The 21602-nt window shown below is 62.6% G+C and carries 19 protein-coding genes; 10 read left to right on the forward strand and 9 right to left on the reverse strand.

Going from position 1 to position 21602, the window contains the following annotated elements:
• Positions 1–18: 18 nt before the first annotated feature.
• Together F4U94_RS20035 and F4U94_RS20040 are read right to left on the reverse strand one after the other, a co-directional pair.
• Positions 19–2526 (reverse strand): porin family protein, encoded by a 2508-nt coding sequence (locus F4U94_RS20035; RefSeq protein ID WP_120252662.1) that lies wholly within the window; start codon positions 2524–2526, stop codon positions 19–21.
• A gap of 104 nt (positions 2527–2630) precedes the next feature.
• Positions 2631–4100, reverse strand: a complete 1470-nt coding sequence (locus tag F4U94_RS20040; protein ID WP_150412169.1) for a lignostilbene-alpha,beta-dioxygenase — start codon at positions 4098–4100, stop codon at positions 2631–2633.
• Positions 4101–4203: 103 nt separating this feature from the next.
• On the opposite strand from F4U94_RS20040, the gene F4U94_RS20045 reads away from it, so the two are divergent.
• The 7 genes from F4U94_RS20045 to F4U94_RS20075 all read left to right on the forward strand — a co-directional run bounded on the left by F4U94_RS20045 (position 4204) and on the right by F4U94_RS20075 (position 13635).
• Positions 4204–4668, forward strand: coding sequence for a Saro_0803 family transcriptional regulator (locus F4U94_RS20045; protein ID WP_120252661.1), 465 nt, complete (start codon positions 4204–4206; stop codon positions 4666–4668).
• 274 nt (positions 4669–4942) lie between these two features.
• Positions 4943–7444 carry a TonB-dependent receptor gene (locus F4U94_RS20050; RefSeq protein WP_232016518.1) on the forward strand — a complete coding sequence of 834 codons (2502 nt, stop codon included), beginning with the start codon at positions 4943–4945 and terminating at the stop codon, positions 7442–7444.
• Positions 7445–7519: 75 nt separating this feature from the next.
• Positions 7520–8287, forward strand: a complete 768-nt coding sequence (locus F4U94_RS20055; RefSeq protein ID WP_150412171.1) for a glutathione S-transferase family protein — start codon at positions 7520–7522, stop codon at positions 8285–8287.
• Positions 8284–9033 (forward strand): glutathione S-transferase family protein, encoded by a 750-nt coding sequence (locus F4U94_RS20060; RefSeq protein ID WP_120252659.1) that lies wholly within the window; start codon positions 8284–8286, stop codon positions 9031–9033. Before F4U94_RS20055 ends, F4U94_RS20060 begins: the two co-directional genes overlap by 4 nt.
• Before the next feature lie 4 nt (positions 9034–9037).
• Positions 9038–10600: an AMP-binding protein gene (locus F4U94_RS20065; protein WP_120252658.1), complete on the forward strand. Its 1563-nt coding sequence runs from the start codon at positions 9038–9040 to the stop codon at positions 10598–10600.
• 43 nt (positions 10601–10643) lie between these two features.
• Positions 10644–12773 carry a PQQ-dependent dehydrogenase, methanol/ethanol family gene (locus F4U94_RS20070; RefSeq protein WP_120252657.1) on the forward strand — a complete coding sequence of 710 codons (2130 nt, stop codon included), beginning with the start codon at positions 10644–10646 and terminating at the stop codon, positions 12771–12773.
• Positions 12763–13635: an amidohydrolase family protein gene (locus F4U94_RS20075; RefSeq protein WP_120252656.1), complete on the forward strand. Its 873-nt coding sequence runs from the start codon at positions 12763–12765 to the stop codon at positions 13633–13635. The genes F4U94_RS20070 and F4U94_RS20075 overlap by 11 nt, the downstream gene beginning before the upstream one ends.
• Positions 13636–13970: 335 nt before the next feature.
• On the opposite strand, the gene F4U94_RS20080 is transcribed toward F4U94_RS20075, so the two are convergent.
• From F4U94_RS20080 to F4U94_RS20090, 3 genes are read right to left on the reverse strand one after another with little or no spacing between them, the layout of a single operon-like run.
• Positions 13971–14864, reverse strand: coding sequence for an SDR family oxidoreductase (locus F4U94_RS20080; RefSeq protein WP_120252655.1), 894 nt, complete (start codon positions 14862–14864; stop codon positions 13971–13973).
• A complete protein-coding gene (locus F4U94_RS20085) occupies positions 14861–15793 on the reverse strand; it encodes an SDR family NAD(P)-dependent oxidoreductase (protein ID WP_120252654.1) in 933 nt (310 codons plus the stop codon). Before F4U94_RS20085 ends, F4U94_RS20080 begins: the two co-directional genes overlap by 4 nt.
• A 13-nt stretch (positions 15794–15806) precedes the next feature.
• Entirely contained in the window at positions 15807–16664 is an 858-nt protein-coding gene (locus F4U94_RS20090; RefSeq protein WP_269462553.1) for a beta-keto acid cleavage family enzyme, read from the reverse strand.
• Between the two features lie 137 nt (positions 16665–16801).
• Here F4U94_RS20090 and F4U94_RS20095 point away from each other — a divergent pair, with 137 nt between their 5' ends.
• Entirely contained in the window at positions 16802–17638 is an 837-nt protein-coding gene (locus tag F4U94_RS20095) for a helix-turn-helix transcriptional regulator (RefSeq protein ID WP_120252652.1), read from the forward strand.
• 19 nt (positions 17639–17657) lie between these two features.
• Here the strand turns inward: F4U94_RS20095 and F4U94_RS20100 are convergent, their stop codons facing one another.
• The 4 genes from F4U94_RS20100 to F4U94_RS20115 form a co-directional block, all read right to left on the reverse strand.
• Entirely contained in the window at positions 17658–17921 is a 264-nt protein-coding gene (locus F4U94_RS20100) for a hypothetical protein (RefSeq protein ID WP_120252651.1), read from the reverse strand.
• Positions 17922–17973: 52 nt separating this feature from the next.
• The gene (locus F4U94_RS20105; protein WP_120252650.1) at positions 17974–18645 is read right to left on the reverse strand and encodes a DUF4197 domain-containing protein; all 672 of its coding nucleotides are present in this window, start codon (positions 18643–18645) and stop codon (positions 17974–17976) included.
• 65 nt (positions 18646–18710) lie between these two features.
• Complete coding sequence (locus F4U94_RS20110; protein WP_120252649.1) at positions 18711–19133, reverse strand: acyl-CoA thioesterase; 423 nt, start codon at positions 19131–19133, stop codon at positions 18711–18713.
• A complete protein-coding gene (locus F4U94_RS20115) occupies positions 19130–19801 on the reverse strand; it encodes a glutathione S-transferase family protein (protein WP_232016514.1) in 672 nt (223 codons plus the stop codon). The genes F4U94_RS20110 and F4U94_RS20115 overlap by 4 nt, the downstream gene beginning before the upstream one ends.
• Before the next feature lie 220 nt (positions 19802–20021).
• Between F4U94_RS20115 and F4U94_RS20120 the strand changes: the two genes are divergently transcribed.
• Together F4U94_RS20120 and F4U94_RS20125 are read left to right on the forward strand one after the other, a co-directional pair.
• Entirely contained in the window at positions 20022–20774 is a 753-nt protein-coding gene (locus tag F4U94_RS20120; RefSeq protein ID WP_120252648.1) for a glutathione S-transferase family protein, read from the forward strand.
• A 3-nt stretch (positions 20775–20777) separates the two neighbouring features.
• The gene (locus F4U94_RS20125; protein ID WP_232016512.1) at positions 20778–21599 is read left to right on the forward strand and encodes a glutathione S-transferase family protein; all 822 of its coding nucleotides are present in this window, start codon (positions 20778–20780) and stop codon (positions 21597–21599) included.
• The last annotated feature ends 3 nt before the right edge of the window (positions 21600–21602 follow it).

The raw sequence follows: 21602 nt of genomic DNA on the forward strand, positions 1-21602 counted from the left end.
ATTTATTTGAAATCCGATCTAGAAACGCTTGAATATTCGCAGGCTGACGACCCGCCCCAGCGGATCGAGATAGGCCGGTTGCTGACCGATGGGCGTATCGCCCCGCCGGTCCCGAACCTGCGGCCGTGCATTGGCGACATTCCGGATGGTCGCGTCGATCATCAGCTTCTTGGCCCAGCCTGCCTTGGGCCACAACTGCTCCATATTGGCGTATAGGGTAAGCGCAGTCGTGCCCAAACTGGCAAAGCGCAGATCCGCCGTTTCGATCGGGCTTCGCGCACGGCTCCCCGAATGATAGACGGATTGCACGAACATGCCGATCCCATTGCGGTACAGCCCCAGATCGCCCTGCACATCCCAGCGGGGCCGACCGCCGCTCGCGACGATATTATCGCCGTCCAGCAGATCGAGCGGCGTCGCACCGGGGCTGAGCAAGAGCCGATCCTCCAGCCGCAACGCAGGCGTCAACGACGCATGGAGATAGGTCATTTTGGGTGGCTGGCCTTCCGGTGGCTTTGCCGGCTTGGGACCGATCGGCCCGGAAAAGGACAGGCTCGCCTTCACCGTCCTTTGCCGTTCGCGATGCAGATTGAGCGGGCGCAGATCCACGCTGGTCAACTGGCCGGCCGCGTCCCGCACGAAACGATCGGGAAAGGCCGCCGCAATCGCCGGCGTCAGGACCGACAGGGTCGCCGCCTGGTCATAAAGGCGTGCCTCTTCATAGAAGAGGCTGGCGCGAAAGGCGTCGGTTCGCAAAGGCTGGATATTGGCGGTCAGCGTCAACGTCCGTCGCTTTTCGGCAGACAGGCCGGGATTACCGCCGAACACCGATGTGACGAACAGGCTTTCGCCCGACACCAGGTCGACGAAGGGCGTATTGGGCGTGGCGATGCGGGGCGCGCCCAGTTGATCCAGCGTCGGCGCGGTTTCCGCATGTTTGAGCGTCGCGAGCAGTTGAACCCGCCGCACCGGCGTCCAGATCAGGCTGGCATGCGCAGTGTAGAGCGGGCCATAGCGGCTGACCGCGTTGACACCACCCGACACATCGGCCGACAGCCGGCCTAGGAAAGGCAGAATATTATCCGCCGCCGATGCGATGGGAATGGACAGAGCCAGGCTGCTGCCTCCCTGGCTGCGACCAAGCAGGCTATCCGCATCCGGGAAAGCGCGAGACTGGCTGTCGCTGCGGGATCGTTGTGCATTGAACGTCGTCGTCACCGCGACTGGGCCGGCCGGCAGGGTCAGGACTGTGCCGTTGAGAATCAGTTGCGCATCGTTCGTCGTGACGATCGAGCGGGAGCGATCGCGGATGGCCACGCCGATCTGATCGGCCGCAAAAGGCGCGAAGGCATCGCCGCCCTGCATGATCGCGTCCTGAACGCCGGCCATGTCGAACCCGAGTTCGCTATCGTTCTGATTATGTTTGCGATCATGATTGAGCCGGAGCGACCAATTCCATCCACCAAAGGCACCGACGAACCCCAAGCCTGCATGCAGCGTCCATATGCTGCCACTCTGGGTCAGCGGATCCGCCTCGTTGACATAGCGGTTGAGCCATATGTCGTTGGCGAAGGGGGAGGAGATGTTGCCCGCTGGAACCAGCAGCGACGCCGTCCCCAGCCCCTGAAGCGACCAGCTGCGTTGCCGTTCGGCCGACAGGCTGAGCGCGGCGGTGGTCCGCTCGCTGATGGGTTGGCTGAAAAAGCCGGCAATCTTCATCGTGCGCTGACGTGGCTGCAAGCTGCGATAGGCGCCCGGATCGGTGACATTGGGGCGATTGGCGCCGGGCAGATAGGCGTCCAGTTCCCGTCGCGCGGCAGGATCGCGCGGGACCGCGGCGATCGTCACCGGATTGTCCGCCAGCGCGCTTAGTTGCGGGTCAATCTCTCCGCCCCCCAGAGCGGTCACATTGCCGACGCTGTCGAAGGGGAGGCTGGGATCGGGACGGATCGACCGCCGGTCCTGTCGCAATTCGTTCTGCCGCAACCAGGTGGCGGTCAATGTGAAGCGTGTCTTGCCGCGGAGCCGGGTCGCGGCAAAGCGACCGTCCGCCGAGCCGCCACCGCCATCGGTGCTGGTCTGGCCATTGGCCATCGTTTCGAAACCCTGGAATTTCGCCTTGGTGGTGAAATTCAGGACCGGCTGATTGGGCGAATAGCCAAGTCCGGCCGCGGCCTCCTGCGGCAGCAGGTCGAAGGACTGGATCGCATCGAAAGGCAGGCTCTGCACTTCTTCATCGTCCAGCGGACGCCGCCCGTTGATGGCATAGACCGGATTAGCGCCATCCGCGCCCTTCAACTGCGCGCCCAGGCGCTCCATCATGTCCTTGATGCTGGTGATGCCCATGGCCCGCAATTCGTCCGCATCGAAATGACGGAGCGGCTGCGTCTCGCCTAGCTGCTTTCGCCCGTTGACGACGATGGGATCGGCCGACGCCGATTGCCTGTGCTGCGCCATCGCTCCCCCACCCGACAGCAACAGGATGGTGCAGCCGATCAGCCTGCCATGACGCTTTTGTCCAATCATGCCCGCCGCAAATAACCACCTGACTTTATGCGAAGATATGAATTCAAAAAATGTCAGGTACAGGCAAGACAAAAGTGCAAATGCGTCTCAATTGGGCGGATGCATTACCCTACCAGCCCGATCTGGTCCGCATTCGCCCAATTGCCATGCAGGCCGAAGCGCAGCCGGATGGGCACCTGGATTTCCGCGATCGGTCCCTTGGCGATATCCAGCGCATCAAACAGCAGCAGGTCGCTGCGATGTTCTTCCAGCCGGTTGCAGACCTGCACGATCCAGCCATCGCCCTCCGCCGAATCCGGCGTGCGCGGGATGAAGCAGGGTTCCTGCAACGAGGATACAGGCCCGCACCACCAGCGTTGCTTTTCCCCGGTCTGATGATCGATCAGGCCCAGCGTGTTCATGAGCATGCCGGACGGGCTGCCGCCCTTCAATTCCACCGGCTTGGTCGGGTCGATCACCAGCAGCCAGCCATAGCGATAGGGCAGCCCCGTCTGCCGATCGTCGATGCGCGGAAACTCCCCCATCATGTCGGTCAATCGCCGCACGCTCGCGAAATCCTCGCCATTGGAAGCCATGTCCACCGTCCAGCGCGTCAGAAAACTCGCCGATTCCGGCCCATTGAACGGCGCGCCATGAATGTCGGGGAAGAAGGCGAACATGTTATTCTTCGCCTCGGGCGTATCGAAATGGATCTTCGTCCCCTCCTGAAAGGCATTCATGACATGGCTGGCGAAGCAATTGTCGCGTTTGAACCAGCGAATGTCCGCCGCGCTCGCATCGGCCCGGCGCGGCAACACGCCCAGATAGACAGGCAGCGTCGTATCGAAACCGAAATGCGGCAGCCTCTGTTCCAGCCTTTCCCAGTTGGACGTGCTCGGCACGACGTGAAACAGCGCATAATCGGGCGTGATCGCAAAATCGTGCATCATGGCGTAATAGGGCAGTTCGAACCACAATTCCTGTTTCAGCATGCCGTCGGGCGACACGACATAATAGGTCATGTCCCGCGTCAGTACCCCCTTGGCCGCATAGCCAAAGGCGATCATGTCGCCGGTGGCCGGATCGATCTTGGGATGGGCGGTAAAAGTCTGCCCCGTCATCGCGCCGTCGAAGCGCGTATAGCCGTCCGTCTCCAGCGTCGCCGGATCCATCACCAGTGCCGGACTGTCTTCCTTCAGCGCATAGAGCCGCCCGCCATGAATGAAGGCAGTGGTGTTCGCGGTGCCTCGTGTCTTGCCCTTTACCGACTCGTCGTCGGTCAGCGGATTGCGATAGGCCCCGAACAGCGCCCGCCCCGCCTCATGCTCCAGCTTCCATTTGTCGGTCTTTGCCCAGCGCTGCCGCAGGCTCACCTGGCCGTCCTTGAACCGGAACATGGAGATCATGCCATCGCCGTTGAAGGCGATGTCGTCGCCCAGCAACGGCGGAAATTGCGGGTCCGGTTGCACCCGGTAAAAGGCTCCATCCAGTTCGGTCGGCACTGCCCCCTTCACGTCCAGATCGGCAATATCCGCCTCGATCCGTGAAGGCGTGTTGAAACCCGTGAAGGACGGTGTGTCCGGAAAATGCGCCACGGCTGATCCTCTCCCTGTTCTGGTTGAGGATATTGTATGTGACACTCACATTTTTTCAAGCCGCAGGATTGACGGACCAACACTTACTGCACACACTGTTACTATGAATACCATGAAAGACATCGAACCGCTCGACCTCTTCCCCGATCCTGGCCTCAGCGGCATCGATGGGCTGGTCGGTTTCCACATCCGGCTCGCCAGCGCAGCAGTCTACCAGCATTTTACCGAGACGTTCAGCGACCTTGGCCTGACCCAGAAGCAGGTCGCCGTCCTCTGGCTGATCGAGGATCAGCCCGGTATCGCCCAGGCCGATATCGGTCGCCGGTTGAAGATGGACCGGGCCAGCGTCATGGCCATCGTAAACCGCATGCAGGACCGGGGTTTCCTGACCCGCGGCGCCTCCGCACAGGACCGTCGCCGCCAGACATTGAGCCTGACCGACAGCGGCCGCGACTCGCTGGCCGATGCGCGCGCCTGCATCGCGGCGCATGAAAATTGGCTCAAGGCGCGGTTCAGCCCGGCCGAAACCGCCATGCTGGTGGAGCTGTTGCGCCGCGTCTACGTCTGACCCGGCAAAGGACATTATCCGGGATTTTCGTGGCCTTCCCGTCCCCGCCGCCATCATCCTGTTACTGCCGCTACTACCAATAGAGACAACAGCATTATTTGCCCTCTCGCAATATTGGCAAATATTGCGACAATGTTCGTCGTCGGGGCTACCAAGCCCTTGCAACGGGCAAAATTGTATGTCTTACTAACAATCGACACACAGCATGTCACAAGGCGGGTCACGTCCGGTCAGGGCGGATCTAACAAAGCCGGATTAGGAGAGGGGATTACCCATGCAACACGATCTTCGTGCAATGATGTCGCGCGCCCTGTTGGCGTCGGCCTCCATCCTCGCAATCACAACGCCAGCCTCGGCACAGGCCCAGCCGCCCGCCGCCGCGCCACAAGCGGCCGAGCAGGAAGCCGCCTCGCAATCGTCCGTCGCGGACATCGTCGTCACCGCCCAGTTCCGCGCTCAGCGGTTGCAGGATACGCCGATCTCCATCACTGCCGTCGGCGCCGCCGAACTGGAGGCCAAGAGCCAGACCAACCTGGCGCAAATGGCCGATTCCGCGCCGAACGTTTCCCTAAAGCCGCAGGGTGCCTCCTTCGGCCCCTCCATTACCGCCTCGATCCGCGGCGTGGGCCAGAACGACTTCAACCCCGCTTATGAACCGGGCGTCGGCATCTATATCGACGATGTCTATTATCCGCAGCTGACCGGCGCGGTGTTCGAACTGCTCGATCTCGACCGCGTCGAAATCCTGCGCGGCCCGCAAGGTACTCTGGCCGGCCGCAATGCCGAGGGCGGCGCGATCAAGCTCTACTCGAAGCGCCCCAGCGGCGATGGCGGCGGCTTCGTCGAGGTCAATTACGGCATCCGCAACCGCATCGGCATTCGTGCAGCCGCCGATTTCGGCATCACCGACACGCTGGCCGTTCGCATTTCCGGCGTCGCCAAGCAGCAGGACGGTTTCGTCGACCGGGTCGACTATGGCTGCGCCAATCCGGGCAGCGGCATCCCGTCGACCCAGCCGGCCGGCGACTGCACCATCAGCAAGCTGGGCGGCGTTGGTTATCAGGCAATTCGTGCCATCGCCTTCTGGGAGCCCAGCGACAAGCTGGATGTCACCGTCATCGGCGATTACACCCGCGACGAACATACGATCGCCGGCGAAGTGTTGCTGGCGACCAGCACGGTCGCGTCGCCCAACACCAATCCAGCGCCCGGCGTCGTCTATGATAATCGCTTCATCTGCGGCCGCTATTGCAACTATATCGGCACCGGCCAGCCTGCCGGCGTCTGGACCCCGCCCATCCCGGTCGATCCCTATGGCGCAGCCGGCACGCCGCTTGCCGCGACGCAGGGCACGGACCGCAGCCTCTACAAGGGCTGGGGCGTGTCGGGGCAGATCAACTATGCCCTGTCCGACGCCTTCAAACTGTCGTCCATCACCGGGTACCGCACCTTCAACACCCGGTTCGATTCCGATGATGATATCTCACCTGCCAACATCGGCTTCGGCCGCAATTATCTGGAAAATTGGAGCTTCAGCCAGGAAGTCCGGCTGAACGCGGAACTGGGCGACAATCTCAATGCCACGGTCGGCGGCTATTATTTCAAGCAGAGTTCCACTTACGACTCCCTTCAGGACATTCGCTACGTCCCGGTCTATCCTCTGCAATTCCGCCAGCCCGATCCCACCAAGGCAGAAGCGAAGGCGGCCTTCGCCCATATCTCCTGGAAGCCGGTCGATCGCCTGACGCTGAGCGGCGGTTTGCGCTACACGACGGAAACCAAGGACCAGACCTATTATCGCCTGAACTTCGACGGTACGGTCAACCGCTTCCTCGATCCGGTCGGGGCAGCCTATGGCATCGGCTATTCCGGCGCGGATACACTCGACTATAATGGCAATGGCAACAGAACCGAAACCGTCACGGCGCTGTCGGGCCTGACCGCCCATTACAGCGCCAAGCGTTGGGACTATCGCGTTGCGGCCGATTATCGCCTGACCGACAGTCTGATGGTCTATGGATCGGTATCGACCGGCTTCAAGGGCGGCGGCTCCAACCCACGCCCCTTCACCACGCAGCAGGTCATCGCCTTTCGTCCCGAAAAACTGACCGCCTATGAAGTCGGCTTCAAGAGCGACTTCTTCAATCGCCGCGTCCGCCTGAACGCTGCCGCCTTCATCAACGACTATGTCGATATCCAGATTCCGGTGCTGACCTGCCCGACCGCGCCCTGCGCCGCCCGCCTCAATGCCGGCGACGCGCGGGTCAAGGGGTTCGAGGCCGAACTGTCTGCCTATCCGATCGACGGCCTCGCGATCGATGCGTCGATCAGCTATCTCGACTTCAAATATAAGGCGAGCAGCCTCGATCCCGCAGCGGCCTATCCGACCAATCCTGGCGGTGTATCGGCCGACGATCCGCCAGTCTCGCCGCCTTGGAAGTTCAGCCTTGGGGCGCAGTATAAGATCGATCTGGACAAAGCCGGCAGCCTGACCCCGCGCTTCGACGTCACCTATGAAGACAAGAAGTTCGGCGGTTCGGCGGTCATCAACGGCACCCGCATCCTCAACTTCGTGCCGGCCTACACGCTGGCAAACGCACGCCTGACCTGGCAGAATGCGGACGAGGATCTCGACGTCTCGTTCGAAGTCACCAACCTCTTCGACAAATATTATTATCTCTCCGTCTTCGACCTGCGCGGCGCAGGCGCGGGCGTGCGCAAGGCACGCCCCGGCAACCCGCGCGAATGGGCGGTGACGGTGAAAAAGAAATTTTAGGCCTCCCCCCAAGTGGGAAAACTCGCGGTCGGGCTGCGCACGCCCGACCGGCTTCTTTCTGGAGACGCATGCGGCATGACCGACGTCACACTTTATCATTGGGAACCCAACGCCAATTCGGGCAAGCCCATGCTGGCACTGTTCGAAAAGGGCGTCGCGTTCGACAGCCATTATCTCGACCTGCTGAATTTCGATCAGCACAAGCCGGACTATCTGGCGGTCAATCCGCTCGGCACCATTCCCGCCATGACCCATGGCAAGCTGGTGCTGACCGAATCCACCGCCATCATGGAATATGTGGATGAAGCGTTCGACGGCCCGCGCCTGATGCCCGCCGACCCGGTCGATCAATGGCGCACCCGCTGGTGGATGAAATTCCTCGACCAGTGGCTCGCGCCCAGCTTCTCGATGATCGGCTGGAGCGTGTTCGTCGGCCCGTCGGTGCGGCAGAAAGACCCGGCCGAACTGGAAGCGGCGATCGACCGCATCCCCATGCCCGAACGGCGTGTCGCCTGGCGCAAAGCGATCAACGGCGCCTTCTCTGCGGAGGAAATGACGGAATCGCATCGCCGCGTCGGCCTCGGCATCGGTTATCTGGAGCAGGCGCTGGGTGAGCGGGAATGGCTGGCGTCGGACAGCTATGGTCTGGCCGACATTAACGGCTTCAACCTCGCCTATGCCATGCCGCTGTCGCAGCCGCATCTGTGCAACGACAAATTGACCCCCAACATCATGCGCTGGCTGCGCGCCATCTATGCGCGCCCTGCGACCCGCGCCTGCTGGGCCTTGGGCCGCACCGACCTCGCCCGTCGTATTTCCCTGCTCGAAAGCGAACCTGCATGACCGGCACCCTCTATCATGGCCAGCCCAATGGCCCGTCCTTCACCGTCCTGGCCGCCGCCGTCGAGAAAGGCGTCGTTCTGGACCGTCGCCCGATCGATCTTGTCGCTGGGGAGCGGCACTCGACCGCCCTGCCCCATCCCCTAGAAGTGGACCATTCGATCGAAGGCGAAGGGCCGGTGCTGGTGGTCGATGGCGTCGCCATGACCGACAGCGTCTTTATCGCCTGCTATCTGGATGATATCGGCACCGACCCTGCGATCCGCCCGGCCGATCCCTATGCCCGCTGGCAGATGATGGCCTGGTGTCGCTATGTGATCGAGCGCGTCGCCCCCGCCGCCGCCGCGCTGGGCAATGCCGCCACGCCGCCCCCCGCCGTCCCTGCCGGCATCGTCAGCGCGGACCTTGCCGCGCGCTGGACGCAGGCAGTCGAGGGCAAGGTGGACGAAGCCCAACTGGCCGACAGCCGCGCCAAGATCGTGCAGGCGGTCGAGAAGCTGGAAACGCAACTGGCCGATGGCCGCGACTGGCTGATGGGCGATTTCTCCATCGCGGACCTCGAAACCCATGCCTGGCTGGCGGGGATGCGCGCGATCGTGCCGGACGCCTTTACCGCCGCGCCGCTGACCGACGCCTGGGAAGCGCGGCTGCGTGCCCGCCCCGCCGTGGCGCAGGCGCTGGGCCTTGCCACCGTCCCCAAACCCGAAACCATCTGGGCACCCGGCCCGGAGATCAATCGCTGGGGCTGATATTATGCGCGCGATCGACTATTTCGACCGGGGCCATGATCTTGACCCCGAACGGTCCTGCCTGATCGACGTGGAGAGCGGCGAGACGCTGAGCTTCGCGGCGGTCAGGGCGCAGACGATCCGGATCGCCGCCGCGCTTCATGCGGCAGGCTTCCGCAATCAGCAGCCGATCGCTCTCTATGGCCCCAACAGTGCGACGATGATGGTCGCCCTGCTCGCCATCTGGCGCGCCAATGGCCAGTGGGTGCCGGTCAACACCCGCAACGCGATCGACGCCAATGCCGCCTATCTCGACTATGTCCGTTGCGGCTGGCTCTTCTATCACAGCAGCCAGGCAGAGGATGTGGCGGCACTCAAGGCACGCGTGCCCAGCCTCACCCGCTTCGTCTGTCTCGACCGCGCGCATGATGGCGATCCCTCGCTCGACCAGTTCATTGCGAACAGCGAGTTGGACAGCCTTCCCGACTTTTCCGACCCGTTCGGCAAGCCCGACGATGTGGTGGGCCTCTTCCCCACCGGCGGCACCACCGGTCCGTCCAAGGGGGTAGTGGTCACCAATCTGGGCTGGGGCACGATGATCGAAACGCTGGCCGCTTCGGTCGATGGCAGAACGCAATCACCTGTCTCACTCGTTGTCGCACCGATCACCCACGCCGCAGGGCCAGTGGCGCTCGCCACCCTGTCCTTGGGCGCGACGCAGGTGATCCTGCCCGGTTTTGACGCCGCCGTCGTGCTCGACACGATCGCGCGCCACCGCGTCACCCATGTCTATATGCCGCCGACCGCGCTCTACAGCCTTCTCGATGCGCCGGAGCTGGTGGGCAGCGACACGTCCTCGCTCAAAATCTTCCTGCTGGTTGGATCGCCCGTTTCGCCGGAAAAATTGCGGCAGGCGGTGGAGATATTCGGCCCCTGCCTCTGCCAGGCTTACGGCCAGGTGGAATCGCCGATGATCGTCACCTGGCTCGCGCCCGAGGATGTCGCAGAATCGGCAGCCGGCGATCGCCCAGAACGGCTCGCCAGTTGCGGGCGACCGACCCGCTCCGTGCGCGTCGCCATCATGGGCGAAGACGGCGCGCTCCTGCCCGATGGCGAGGCGGGCGAACTGGTGGTGCGCGGCGTGCTCGTCTCGCGAGAATATTATCAGATGCCCGATGCCACTGCCGAGGTGCGCACTCATGGCTGGCATCACACCGGCGACGTCGCCCGGCGCGATGCGGACGGCTATCTCTATATCGTCGACCGCAAGAAGGACATGGTCGTGTCCGGCGGCTTCAACGTCTTCTCCGCCGAGGTGGAGGCCGCCGTCACCGAACTGGCCGCCGTGCGCGAATGTGCGGTCATCGGCATCCCCCATGAAAAATGGGGCGAGGCCGTCCACGCCATTGTCGTCGCCGACAATATCGGGGAAACAGAGATCATCTCCCATGCCAAGGCCCGGCTGGGCGGAGTGAAGGCGCCCAAAAGCGTTGCCTTCGTCCGCGCCATTCCCCGGACTGCTGCGGGAAAGATGGACAAGAAAGCCCTGCGCGCCGCCTATTGGACCGGCGGGCGGATGGTGAACTGAGCGACGGATGCGAACATCCGCGCCACAAATGGAGAGGAAGAGGATGCGGGTCGCGATTGCGCTGCTGTTGGGAACGAGTCTGGCCCTGTCGGCCTGTGGCAAGGGGACGAGCCAGGACGCGGTCACGCCAACCTCCACCAGCGGGGTCGATGCCGCCCGGATCATCGCGGCCAAGCCCGCCGAATGGCTGTCGACCGGCCGCACCTATGATGAACAGCGCTTCAGCCCGCTGTCCGCGATCAATCAGAATACGGTCGGCAAACTCGGCCTCGCCTGGTCCGCCGACATGGATACCAATCGCGGGCAGGAGGCGACCCCGCTCTTCATCGACGGCACCCTCTATGTCTCCACCGCCTGGAGCATGGTGAAGGCCTATGACGCGCGCAGCGGCAAGCTGCTCTGGTCCTATGATCCGCAAGTGCCGCGCGAGACGTTGGTGAAAGCCTGCTGCGACGCGGTCAATCGCGGCGTGGCGGCATGGGGCGACAAGATTTTCGTCGGCACGCTGGACGGTCGCCTGATCGCCATCGACCGCAAGAGCGGCAAGCCGGTCTGGAGCAAGGTCACGCTCGACCAGACGAAGAATTACACCATCACGGGCGCCCCGCGCGTGGTGAACGGCATGGTCGTCATCGGCAATGGCGGCGCGGAATTTGGCGCGCGCGGTTATGTCGCCGCCTATGACGCCGACACCGGCACGGAAAAGTGGAAATTCTACACCGTCCCGGCCCAGCCAGGCACGGAGAAGGAAGCGGATTACCTCAAGAAGGCCGCCGCCACCTGGTATGGGGAGTGGTGGAAACAGGGCGGGGGCGGCACCGTGTGGGACGCCATGGCCTATGACCCGGAGCTGGACCTGCTCTATATCGGCGTCGGCAATGGCTCGCCCTGGAACCAGGCCTATCGGTCGGAGGGCAAGGGCGACAATCTCTATCTCTCTTCCATCGTCGCGGTGCATGCGAAGACGGGCGAATATGCCTGGCATTATCAGACCACGCCCGGCGACAGCTGGGACTTTACCGCCACCCAGCATATCATGCTCGCCGACATGGAGATTGGCGGACAGAAGAAAAAAGTGCTGATGCAGGCGCCCAAGAACGGCTTCTTTTACGTGCTGGACCGCACCAACGGCAAACTGCTGTCGGCGAAGAATTTCGTGCCGGTCAATTGGGCCAGCGGCATCGACATGACGACCGGCCGCCCGATCGAAAATCCGGAGGCGCGCTATTACAAGACCGGCAAGCCGTTCATCGGCTCCCCCGGTGCGACCGGGGCGCATAGCTGGCATCCGATGGCCTTCGATCCCAAAAGCCGGACCGTCTTCATCCCCGCCAATCTGGCCGCCTTCCCCTATATTCCGGAAAAGGGATGGAAGGCGAACAGACTGGGGTTCAATGTCGGCGTCGATATCGCGGCGGCCGCTATGCCGGCCGACAAGGCGGTGCGTGACGCGGCGATGAAGGCGACCACCGGCGCGCTGATCGCCTGGGATCCGGTCACGCAGAAGGAAAAATGGCGCGTCTCCTACAAGGGACCGTGGAATGGCGGTCTGCTCGCCACCGGCGGCGATCTGGTGTTTCAGGGGACGGCGACCGGCGACTTCAACGCTTATGCGACCAAGGACGGCCGCAAACTCTGGTCTTTCCCGGCACAGACCGGCATCGTCGCGGCGCCGATCAGCTATGAACTGGACGGGGCGCAATATGTGGCGGTGATGGCCGGCTGGGGCGGCGTCTGGGCGCTGGCGCCCGGCATCCTGTCCGACAAGAGCGGTCCCAGCCGCAACATCAGCCGCCTGCTCGTCTTCAAGCTGGATGGCAAGGGCACACTGCCCGCGCCCCCGCCCCATAACGCCATGCCGCTCGACCCGCCGCCCTCCACCGCCAGCGCGGCGGACATAGCGGCCGGTGCCAAGCATTTTGGCCGCTATTGCAGCACCTGCCACGGCGATTCCGCGATCGGCGGCAGCATCGTCCCAGATTTGCGCCGCAGCGCTGCCTTGAACGACAAGGGCACTTGGCAGATGATCGTGCATGACGGCGCGCTCAAGGATAATGGCATGGTCAGCTTCGCATCGATCTTCTCCCCCAAGGAGATCGAGGATATTCGCGCCTACGTCATCCACCGCGCCAATGAGGACAAGACACTGGAAAGCAAGCCCAATGCCCGTTGATCCGACGAAGGTTCTCGCCATCGACGTCCATGTCCATGCCGAAGTGTCGTGCCATGATCCCGAAGACCCGGTGATGGCCAAATATTTCGACGCGGCGTCGGCCTATTTTAAGGCGGACCGCAAGCGGCCGACCATCCCTGAAACCATCGCTTATTATCGGGCGCAGAATATCGCCTTCTGCCTGTTCACCGTCGATTGCGAGAGCGGCATCGGGGCCAAGCGGATCAGCAATTATGAAGTGGCGGAACTGGCCGCGAACGATAGCGACATCGTCATCCCCTTCGCCTCAATCGATCCGCGCAAGGGGAAGTTCGGTGCGCGCGAAGCGCGTGATCTTGTGGAGAATTACGGGGTCAAAGGCTTCAAATTCCACGGCATCATGCAGGATTGCCACCCGGCCGACCGGGTCGCCTATCCTATTTATGAAGTGATCGCGGAATATAAGCTGCCCGCCATCTTCCACACCGGCCATTCGGGCATGGGGACGGGGATGCGCGGCGGCGGCGGCGTCCGGCTGAAATATGGTCAGCCCATATTGGTGGACGATGTCGCGGTCGATTTTCCCGACATGAAGATCATCCTGGCCCATCCAAGCTGGCCCTGGACCGACGAGAGCCTGTCGATGGCGCTGCACAAGGATAATGTCTTCATGGACCTGTCCGGCTGGTCGCCCAAATATTTCCCGAAACAGGTGATCCAATACGCCAACACCCAGCTGAAGCATAAGATGCTCTTCGGCTCCGACTGGCCGCTCATCCGCCCGGAAAAATGGATCGACGCCGCCCGCGAAGCCGGCTTCCGCGAGGAAGTGCTGCCGCTGATCATGAAAGATAATGCGGTGAAATTGCTGGGGCTGGGTTAAGCAAACGAGCGATGAACTTTGCGTTCCCGGCGCAGCCCGGGCCCCAGTTCAGACCGTCGAACTGGACCCCGGCCTGCGCCGGGCAACGCTTCCTATGTGTCAACTTCTTGCTATTGCATCTGTCCTACAAGCGGCGATCCTGTCATGATATCGCCCTTGCGAGCGCAGGGAACTGGAGGGTGCGGTTTTGTCGTAAAATTTCCAACTCTTGTTCGGAAACAATAAATTTAGCGGGAAATGTGCGAAGCTAAGGCAGCGCCAGTAGAATAATCCGCTTCAAAAAAGCTGGCCGGGCAGACCCCTTTATCCGTCCCGGCCAGAGGAAACTGCCTGACTTAGCTATCGACCTTTTCCCGCTTCTCCCCGCCTGGCACGCCATGGGCGACCCGCTTTTCATAATCGGGATCATCCTCAGGCTTGGCGAGCGATGTCATGACCCGCTCATGGATGTCCTCCAGCGTCCCGCGAAATTCGGGATAGGGCAGGATATAGAGCTGGTCCGCCTCCACGCCCTTCAGCACATATTGGGCCAGCACTTCGGGTTCCATACCGACGGCGATCACCTGTTTCAGATGCGCCATGACATCGGGGTCCGCGCCATAATAGCCGGTACTCTGCAGATGCGCCGGGCGGGTCAGCACCGCTTCATGGATGTTGCTGTTGACTGCGCCGGGGCAGAGCATCGACACGCCGATGCCGTGGTCGGCCAGATCCAGCGCCAAACATTCGGAGAGGCCCCGGATCGCCATTTTCGACGTGCAGTAAATGCCTGTCCCCTTGAGCGCGACGAAGGCGGACATGGACGCGGTATTGACGATATGCCCGCCCTTGCCCCGCTCTATCATACGCGGCACGAAGGTCTGGATGCCGTTGATGACGCCCTTCAGATTGACGTCCAGCTGCCAATCCCAGTCATCATAAGTGGCGTTCTGGAGCGGGCCGAAGATCGACACGCCCGCCGTGTTGAACAGCAGCTCGACCGGCCCCAGCTTAGCCTCCACCGCGTCGGCGGCGCGCTCATAGGCATCCCGGTCGGTGATATCCAGTTTCACCGCCATCACATCATGGCCACGCCCCTCGAACCAGGCCATCGCCTCGTCCAGATGGTCCTGCCTGATGTCGACGATCGCGACCTTGCAGCCGGCCTGCGCAAACACCTTCGCCTGCCCCAGCGCCACGCCCGATCCGCCGCCGGTGATGAAGGCGGTACGCCCCGCTACCTTGGTCATGCCGCCAGTTCCTTCGCATTGCGGCGGGCCAGTTGGTCGTCGAACACCGAATTGCCGAGCAGGAAGCCGATCTCCTTCGCTCGGTCCTGATTGATCGCCTCATCCGGGACGGACGCCAGGATCGCGTCGAAGCGCGTCTTCATCCCGGCGCCAAATTCGGGATGGGTCAGGATGTAAAGGTCGTTGTTCCGGATGCCGGCCAGCACCCGCTCGCCCACCTCGTCCGCGCTCATCCACAGCGGGGAGACGGGGCGCTGCTCCAGCTCCTCCTCACGCTGGCGATAGCCGCTGTCTTCGCGATATTCGGCCGGGCGCAACTCGCCGCTATGGGCAATATGGCTCTGCACCGGCCCCGGCATGAAGGCCGATACGCCGATATTTTCCGCTGCCAACTCGCCCCGGATCGCTTCGGAGATGCCCAGTACGGCGGCCTTCGCCGCTGTATAAATGGCCGAATAGCTGATCGGGATCAGCGCCGATTGGGAAGAGGTGGTGACGATCTGTCCGCCCTCCCCATGCGCCTTGATCCGCGGCAGGATCGTGACGAGGCCGTTGATGACCCCGCCCAGATTGACGCCCATGCCCCAATCCCAATCGTCGAACCGCGCGTCCAGCACCGGCCCCATCACGCCGACGCCGGCATTGCCGACCAGCATGTGGATCTTGCCGAAGCGGGCCTCCGCCGCATCTGCGGCGCGGGCAAAAGCCGCGCGGTCGGTGACATCCAGCTGCACCGTTTCCACCTGTGCGTCGGCACCAAGGTCGGCCTTCGCCTGCGCCAGCGAATCTTCGCGAATGTCGGCTATCACCACATTGGCGCCCGCCCGCACCAAAGCGCGGGCTATGCCCAGGCCTATGCCGTTCGCGCCCCCGGTGATGAAGGCCGTCCTGCCATGCACGTCGCCCATCGGGCTGGTTGCTATCGTCATCTGATCCTCTCCCTTATTGTTTCAGGCCCAGCATGGCCCGTGTCTCTGCGGCGCTGGCGATATCGCCGCCGATCCGCTCAACCAGTTCCACGCCCCAGCGCACCAGTTCAGCATTGTCCGCCGCTTGCCTGCCGCGCCGCAAATAGATGGTATCTTCAAATCCCACGCGGACATTACCGCCCAGCAGCGCCGACTGCGCTGCCATGGGAAAACTGTGGCGGCTTACGCCAAAGCCGGTGAACCGCGCGCCGCGCGGGATCTGGTTCTTGGCATAGAGCATCGCCTCCGGCGTCGCGGGCAGGCCATATTTGGTGCCCAGGACGAAGGTGAAGGGCACGTTCTTCGGGATCGCCCCCTTGGCCATCAGATCGTCGGCGAAGACGAAATCGCCTGCCTCGAAACATTCGATCTCCGGCAGCACTCCGGCATCCTGAATCATATGCCCCATCTTCGTGATCATGGGGTCGAGGTTGATCGCCACCCCACCCCACAGCTGCATGGTGCAGATGTCGAGCGTACACATATCGGGCTTCAGGTCGAGAATATGCTCCAGCCGCCGCTCTGCAGTGAACATCAACGTGCCGGGCCCGCAGACGGCGGGGTCTTCGTCGCCCTGCATCCAGGTGCAACCCGGCCCGGTGGTGACGTTCAGGATGACCTCATCATTCTTGGCGCGGATCAGGCCGACGACCTCGCGATAATCCTCCAGCGATTGTGATGGAACGCCGGTTTCACGATCCCGCACATGCAGATGAATGATCGACGCACCCGCCGCCGCCGCCGCCAGCGCTTCGGCCGCGACATGGTCCGGGCGAAAGGGGAAATTGGGATGTGACGGCATCGGCGAACTTCCGGTCACCGCGCATGTCACAAATAGCTTGCCAGCCAATATCGCTCTCCTGTCTAGTCTCGGCTATGTTGCCGATCGCAGACCCAAGGGTCTTGCAGAGGAGAAGGCCCGCAAGAAGGCCGGTGGATGTCCCATTATTGCGAGTAACTGGATAAGGCATGGCACAAAGGGAAGAATTGTCGCGGTTCCTGAAAGCGGCGCGTGCCAAGCTGGCGCCGTCGGAAGTGGGGCTGCCGCCGGGCGAACGCCGGCGCACGCGCGGTTTGCGGCGCGAGGAAGTGGCGACGCTCGCGGGGATGAGCGTCACCTGGTACACATGGTTCGAACAGGGCCGCGAGGTGCAGCTGTCCGCGCCGATGCTGGAACGCCTCAGCCGTACCCTGCGCCTCAATCCCAATGAGCGCGAATTTCTCTTCGCTTTGGCCCAGCATCGCCCGCCCCCGCTGGCGCGCCGCCCGGACGAAACGATCCATGCCGGCACACAGCATCTGATGGATGCGCTATCGATTCCCGCATTGGTGATCGTGGAGGACTGGACCGTGATCGGGTGGAACCGGTTAGTTCCCCGCGCCTTTCGCGACTACAGCACATTGCCGCGAGAAGAGCGCAACCTGTTCCGCATCCTGATGCTGAACCCGCGCTATCGCGCCGATCCGGACAAGTTCCAAGATATGTGCCGCCGCCTGATCGCCCGCTTCAAATGGGATTATAGCCGCACCGCCCAGCCGGAGGTGTTCGAAGGCATCATCGCCGACATGATGGAACAGTCCGAATTTTTCCAACGCTACTGGCAGGATTCGGAGATCATGGCTCATTTCGAGGACACGAATATCGCCGACATGCCGGGCGTGGGCGAAATCATGTTCCGCCATACCAGCTATGCGATCGAGGAAGCGCCGGGCCAGCGCTTGCTGCTCTTCGCCCCGCTCGACGATGTCAGCGCAGCCCGCCTTGCCAAGCTGGTGGCGGAAACGGAAGCACCGGCGCTCGCCTGAGCGCCGGTGCCGGCCGATATCAGTTCGTTTCGCGCTTCAGCCGCTCGGCCAGAGCCGCGATCTCCTCCGGGTCCAACAGCCAGGTGCGCGTCTTTCGCCCTTCGCGATGGACCGGCTGAGTCAACAGGACACGCGCCTGCGCCTTGGCATGGTCCTTGTAGAGGCCAAAATGGACGGCGCAGTCGCGAATCGTGCCGATCAGCGGCGGCTTGCCGTCCAGGTCGATCATGGTCGCGGGCTGATCCCAGGGGATGCCGGCGACGCCGGGATATTTCTGTTCCATCACGCGGGGACACCATGGCCCGGCGACGAAATCAAGGTCTAAGAATCAAAAACTAGCGCAGCAGCGCCATCAGAATGGGATCGCGGGTCGCGCCCGGATCGCGGCGAATTTCCGCCTCCTCCCGACCGATCGCGCGGAAGATGGCATCGCCGATCTGGCCCGACACATTGTCGGCCAGCGCCGCATAATCCTTGCCCCCGCTGGCGGAGAGCGCCGCCGACAGCATTTCGAACATATCGGACCGCAGCGCCCGCGACGCGCCGGGCATCAGCGCCTCCACCACCGATCCTCGCGCTTGCCGGGCCAGCAGGTCGGTTGCCGCCGTCGGCCCGCCGCGCAGCACCGACACCGCATCGGCCAGCGTCATGCGCTGCACCGCATCCATGACGATCGGCGTGGCATTATCGGCCAGGTCCACCGCCACATCGTTGAGCGACCGCGCAACCTGATTGCGCACTGCATTGGTGCGCAGCAGGGCGGACAGAACCGCACCGCCCTTGCCGCCGTTCAAATCCGGCGGCACGATTCGGGTCAGTTGATCGTCATAAAATCCGCCCGGCTCCGTCAGCCGGGCAAAGGCGCGCTCGCTCGACAATTGCAGCAGCCGCCGCACCGCATCCTCGACCGTGTAACGGCCCATCGGCGTAGCACAGGCCGCCAGCGGCAGCAGCGCCAGCGTCGCGATCAGGCTGCGCCTGTCGGAAAAGCCGATTGATTGATCCATGACGCATCTCCCTTTTCGTGGAAATCGCTATGGCCGCGTCAGGCTTGCTTGCGCCTGAACATGAATCAGGATGCGAACAGCGTCCGCACCGAGTCCGGCACGCGCTCTGCCCGCAATCCGCCCGGTCGGCTGGCATCCGGCACGGTCCAGACCCGCTTTTCGATACATTCGACGCACAGCTTGCCGTCCAGCGACAGGCGGTGCGCAACGGTAAAACTGCTGTTGCCGAAGATTGGCGCATCGGCCTCCACCAGCACATCGTCGCCATAGGCAGTCGGCACGAAGAAGCGCGCCGAAACATCGACCATCGGGAAACCGGCAAAGGGCATGGTCGCCAGCATCTCCCGCTTCTTGGGCAGGCCCGCCTGTTCGAACAGCAGCATCGTGCTTTCGCCGAAAATGTCGAAATAGCGCGGGGCATGAACGATGCCGGCCGGGTCGCAATGCCCCCATTCGATGCGGACGATCCGCTGCAAGAAAGCGCTCACGCGAGAATGGTCTTTCCCTGCTTGGTGGTTTTTTCAGCCATTTCCTCATCAGACGGCGGAGTGGGAACAAGAAGCCCGCGCTGCACCGCGGGCCGCGCTGAAATCCTTTCGAACCAGCGCTGAAGGTGGGGGAAGCCGCTCATGTCGACGCCGGCCCAGTCATGGCCGCGCACCCAGGGGAAGCAGGCGATGTCGGCGATCGAATAGTCGCCGACCAGATAGTCGCGCGTCGCCAGTTGTGCATCCATGACGCCGAAAAGGCGCTGGCTTTCGCGCACATAACGGTCGATCACCGATGGCAATTTCTCCTCGAAATAGCGGTTGAAGACGGTCGCCTGCCCCATCATCGGGCCAAGGCCGGACATTTGCCACATCACCCACTGGATGACGCGACTGCGGTCCTGCGGGTCAACGGAAAGGAACCGCCCAAATTTTTCCGCCAGATAGAGCAGGATCGCGCCGGATTCGAAAATGGCGAAATCCCCCGCGTCATGATCCACCAAGGTCGGGATGCGGCCATTGGGATTGAGCGCGACATACCAGTCCTGCTTCTGCACCCGGTCGGTGAGCGAGATCGGCGTCACCTTGTACGGCACGCCCAGTTCCTCCAGCAGGATCGACACCTTCCACCCGTTGGGCGTCTCCGACGTCAGCAGTTCCAGCATCATTCTCTCCGGTTTTTATTGTCGCTATCCAAAGCAAAGCCTTGCCCCCGCCGCAAGACGAGTGGCGGCGCTATCATTGAAACTGACAGGTTGAGCGGCCCGCCCTGCCGGGTAGTTTGGCTGATAGTATCGACAGACGACTTGCGGGCCGCCCCAACGCCAGCCAGTTTCATCCCCGAAGGCGCACCAGACGCCATAACCATAAGGTGAGGATGAACAGCGCATGTTGACGCTCTACAGCTTCGGTCCGGCTGCCAACAGCCTGAAGCCCCTGCTGGCTTTATATGAAAAGGGGCTGGAATTCACGCCCCGTTTCGTCGATCCGACCCGGTTCGAACATCATGAAGACTGGTTCAAGGCGATCAATCCGCGCGGTCAGGTGCCTGCGCTCGATCATGACGGCCATATCATTACCGAATCGACCGTCATCTGCGAATATCTGGAGGATGCCTTTCCCGATGCGATACGGCTGCGCCCGGCCGATCCGGTGCAGATCGCCGAAATGCGCGTCTGGACCAAATGGGTGGACGAATACTTTTGCTGGTGCGTATCCACCATCGGCTGGGAACGGATGATCGGACCGCAAGCGCGTAGGCTGAGCGACGCAGAGTTCGAAGAGAAGCTGAAACACATCCCGATCCCCGAGCAGCAGGCCAAATGGCGTAGCGCCCGCGCCGGCTTCCCCCAGGCAGTGCTGGACGAGGAAATGCGCAAGATCCGCGTGTCTGTCGACCGGCTGGAACAACGCCTGTCGCAAGGCCCCTGGCTGGCCGGCGACGACTATACGTTGGCGGATGTCTGCAACTTCGCGATCGCGAACGGCATGCAATTCGGTCACGCCGATATCGTCAATAAGGAAGCGACTCCGCATCTCGTCGCCTGGATCGACCGGATCAATGCCCGGCCCGCCACACAGGCGATGTTCGCCAAATCGAAGAGCGAAATGCCCGCCCGTCCCACCGCTACGGCGGCCTGATCCATGAGCTGGCAAGACGAACCGCCCGCCGGGCAGTTACGCATGTACCACATCCCCGGCTGCCCCTTTTCCGAGCGGATCGAGTTGCTGCTCGACCTGAAGGGGCTGCACGGCATCATGGCCGATCATGAAATCGACATATCGCAGCCCCGTCCCGACTGGCTGCTCGCCAAGACGCGCGGCACCACCGCGCTCCCCGCGCTGGAACTGGAAAATGGCGAGACGCTGAAGGAAAGCATGGTCATCATGCGCTATTTCGAGGATCGCTTTCGCGATCCGCCTGTGGCGCGACAAGACCCCTTTGAACATGCGCTCGAGGCGATGCTGTGCGCGTCCGACGGCCAGTTTACCGGTGCAGGATATCGCATGATTCTGAACCGCGATCCGGCCAAAAGAGAAGAGCATAAGGCAGAGGTCGATGCCCAATATGCGCGGCTGGACGAATTTCTGCGCCATTATGCACCGGACGGCGACTATCTGTTCGACCGTTTCGGCTGGGCGGAAGTGGCCTTCACACCGATGTTCAAGCGGCTCTGGTTCCTAGACTATTATGAAGCCTATCAGATCCCCCAGCATCTGACCCGGTTGCTGCGCTGGCACGATGCCTGCCTGTCACACCCGGTTGCGCAGCGCCATCATGGTCATCGCGAACTGATGACGCTCTATTATGACTATGCCCAGGGTGGCGGCAACGGACGGTTGCCTGAAGGCCGCGCCATTTCCAGCTTCACCCTCGATCCGCCCTGGGACAACCGCCCGCTGCCGCCGCGCGACAAATGGGGCGCCCCCGCCACCGACGCCGATCTCGGCCTTCTTCCCGCATAAGGA

This window comes from Sphingobium limneticum, assembly GCF_008710155.1.
Taxonomy (GTDB): domain Bacteria; phylum Pseudomonadota; class Alphaproteobacteria; order Sphingomonadales; family Sphingomonadaceae; genus Sphingobium; species Sphingobium limneticum.